Here is a 3,287-nt window from a genome sequence, read left to right as displayed (position 1 = left end):
GGGCACGTCGGCGCCCGCCACCGGCGAGGAATCCTGCTTCGACAGACGCCACGCGCGCCCGACGATGATGGTTCGTCCGTCGACGCTGAACGTCGCTTCGACGAGTTCGATCGTGCGGCCGGGGCGGATCGTGCGCACCGACACGAGCGTCGGACGCAGCGGGATGAAGCCGAGGACGTCGAAGGTGATCTTCGCAAGCTGCATGTCGTCGCGCGGCTCGTGCTGTTCGATGCAGTGCACCATGAGCCCTGCCGACGCGGCGAGGTGCTGCTCGCCCTCGTTCCAGGCGCCCTGCACGTGGATCGTCGGATCGAACAGGCGCGCGCCCTCGGGGGCTCCTTCGGGGGTCCCGAGGCGGGAGATGAAGTAGGCGTCGACGTCCTCGCGCGGGGTGAACGCGGGAAGCTCAGGTGCATCAGCTGGCATGCCCTCACCCTACCCATCTGGTGTGACCTGGATCGCTTCGGTGGCGGCGCCGCGTACCCATCTGCGATTCCTGTCCACATTCAGTGGCTCGAGCGGGTCAGACGCGCGTGGAGCCTGGCCCAGGCAGCTGCGGCAGGGGGAGGGTCTCGAGCCACTCGGCGATGAGGGCGCCCACGGGTTCGACGCCGGCTGCGGCAGCCACCTCGTCGGCGAGCCGCACGAACTGCTGCGTCGTCACCGTCTTGCCGGTGTTCTCGGCCACCCATCGCTGCAGCAGCGTGAAGAACGCGGCGTCACCCATCGTCAGGCGCAGGGCGTGCAGCGTCAGCGCTCCGCGCTTGTAGACGCGGTCGTCGAACATGTCCTTCGGGCCCGGATCGTGCAGGCGCAGATCCTTCGGCAGCCGCGACAGGCGCAGCCACGCCTCGCGCGCCCGCTGGTCGGCGCTCCCGAGATGGATCTCCTCGCTCCACAGCCACTCGCTGTAGCAGGCGAAACCCTCGTGGAGCCAGATGTCCTCCCACGACGCCGCCGTCACGGCGTTGCCGAACCACTGGTGCGCGAGTTCGTGCGCGATGAGGCGCTGCGCGTCCCAGCCGCGGTTCGCGAAGTTCGAACCGAACGTCGACAACGTCTGCGACTCGAGGGGGATCTCGAGCGGGTCGTCGGTGATGACGGCCGTGTACGAGGCGAAGGGGTACGCGCCGAAGCGCGAGGAGAAGAAATCGATCATGTGCAGCTGGTCGGAGAACGCCTCTCGGACCGGCTCACGCAGACGAGGCGGGAAGACGAGGCGGACGTCCGTCGGCTTCGCCTGGATCTGACGGGTCTGGTACGGCCCGATCTGCAACGTCGCCAGGTACGGAGACATGGGTGCCGTGCACTCGTACGTCCACGTCGCACGTCGGCCCGTGTGACGGCGGCGCAGCAGAGTGCCATTGGCGACGACGTGGTACTCGGCATCCGTCGTCACGGCGAAGCGGTAGACGGCCTTGTCCGCGGCACGGTCGTTGCACGGGAACCACGTCGGCGAACCGTGGGGCTGCGACGCGACGATGACGCCGTTCTCCAGCTCCTCCCAGCCCGCGTCGCCATCGGGCCCGCGCATCGGACCGGGCGAACCCTTGTAGGCGACGGTGACGGTGAAGCGCGCGCCCGGCGCGAGCGGCTGCGCGAACCGGATGAACAGCCGCGAACGCTCCTGGCCGAACCGCGCCATCTTCGCGCCCGACACCGTCAGCTTCGCGACCTTGAGCCGGTGATGCAGGTCGAGTTCGATCCGGCGCACCCCGCCGTCGTCGAGCGAGGCCTCCGGCACGTCGTCGACGATGCGGCAGGCGAGCACGGCCGTGGCGTCGAGACGGTTACCGGCGGGCGTGTAGTCGAGGGTCAGATCGTAGGAATCGACGCCGAACGCCAGATCGCCGTGACCCGGGACGTAGGGGTCGGCGCCGCCGCTCGGAGTGCTGCTGAACATCAGGAATCGCTTTCGGGTCGTGCGGTCGGCGTGGCGTCGCGTCCCTCGAAGGAGGCGCCGTTCGTGACGGGCTGCCCGTCGCCGGGGTGTTCGTCGGATGCTACCGGTGAGGACGGTTCGTCGTGGAACTCGACGTGGGTCGCGCCCTGCGAAGTGCGCGCCGCTTCGTCATCGTGCGCGACGGCGTCGTCGGTTTCCATCTCGCCGCCGTCGCGGCGGGCGTCGGCGGGGTTCTCGTCCTCGATCCACGGGCCGATGGGATTGCCGAGCCAGCGGGTCTTGTCAGGCACGCTCTCGCCGCGCATGACGAGGGACGTCGGCCCGACGGTCGCGTGTGTGCCGATCTTCGCGGCGGGCAGGACGACGCTGTTCGGGCCGAGCGTCGCGCCGGCGCCGAGGGTGACGGTGTCCATCGCGAGGATGCGGTCGTGGAACAGATGAGTCTGCACGACACAACCCGAGTTGACGCAGGCGCCGTCGCCGAGGCGGATGAGGTCGGCTTCGGGCAACCAGTACGTCTCGCACCACACGCCGTGGCCGATCTTCGCTCCCATCGCGCGCAGCCACAGGTTGAGCACCGGCGTGCCGCCGTTGGCGCGGATGAGCCAGGGCGCGGCGACGACCTCGGTGAACGTGTCGGCGAGTTCGTTGCGCCACACGAACGAACTCCACAGCGGGTATTCGGTGACGCGCAGGCGCCCGACCAGTAGCCACTTCGCGATGACGGCGGACGCCCCGCCGAGCGCGCCGAAACCGACGAGCACGAATCCTGCCGTCAGCGCCGCCAGCCACCACGAGTGCGTGTCGGCGACCCACAGCATCGTCAGCGCTGCACCGGCGATGAGCGCCGAGTGCAGCGACTGCGGGATGATCCGCAGCGCCTCGACGACGGCGCGCGCGACACGCAGCTTTGTCGGCGGCGCGGTGGTACGGGAGGCGTCCGTCTCACCGGCCTGGCGGCGCAGACGTTGCGGCGGCGAGCCGAGCCAGCTCGTGCCCTTCTTCGCCGCCCCGCGTGCGGGCGCGGCCGACAGTACGGCGACGAGGCCGCGCTTCGGCACCTTGCGCCCGGGCGCGGCCATGCCCGAGTTGCCGATGAAGGCACCCTTGCCGACCTTGACGGGCGCGATGCGAATCCAGCCGCCGCCGAGTTCGTAGTTGGCGACGAGGGTGTCGTCGGCGAGGAACGCGCCCTCGCCGACGTCCGCCATCTTCGGCAGCATGAGCACGGTCGAGGCCTCGACCTCACGTCCGATCTTCGCGCCGAGCGCGCGCAGCCAGTTCGGCGTCAGCGTGCTCGAGTAGAGCGGGAACAGCCAGGTGCGGGCCTCGTCGAGGATGCGCATGGTCGTCCACGCGCGCCAGCCCTGACCGCCGTGAATCG

3 protein-coding genes are annotated in these 3,287 nt (G+C 69.8%); all 3 read right to left on the bottom strand.

Translation table 11 applies throughout. The features are described from left to right. Window positions 1–426, bottom strand: a 426-nt coding sequence (locus B2284_RS08330; RefSeq protein WP_286697377.1) for an acyl-CoA thioesterase domain-containing protein, incomplete at its 3' end; no start/stop codon positions are given. Between the two features lie 97 nt (window positions 427–523). Continuing rightward, entirely contained in the window at window positions 524–1,903 is a 1,380-nt protein-coding gene (locus tag B2284_RS08325) for a M1 family metallopeptidase (protein ID WP_115296584.1), read from the bottom strand. Beyond that, the coding region (locus B2284_RS08320) for a Pls/PosA family non-ribosomal peptide synthetase (RefSeq protein ID WP_349676093.1) at window positions 1,903–3,287 on the bottom strand (1,385 nt) is incomplete at its 5' end. The genes B2284_RS08320 and B2284_RS08325, both read right to left, overlap by 1 nt.

Source organism: Dermacoccus sp. UBA1591, assembly GCF_002322065.1.
Lineage (GTDB): Bacteria > Actinomycetota > Actinomycetes > Actinomycetales > Dermatophilaceae > Dermacoccus > Dermacoccus nishinomiyaensis.
Note: the sequence above shows the minus strand (reverse complement) of the source record. Positions and strands in the feature narration are given on the sequence as shown.

What these genes read in the sequence shown, in the direction of transcription:
- B2284_RS08325 (WP_115296584.1), bottom strand. Translation starts at nt 1,903, where the DNA reads ATGTTCAGCAGCACTCCGAGCGGCGGCGCCGACCCCTACGTCCCGGGT.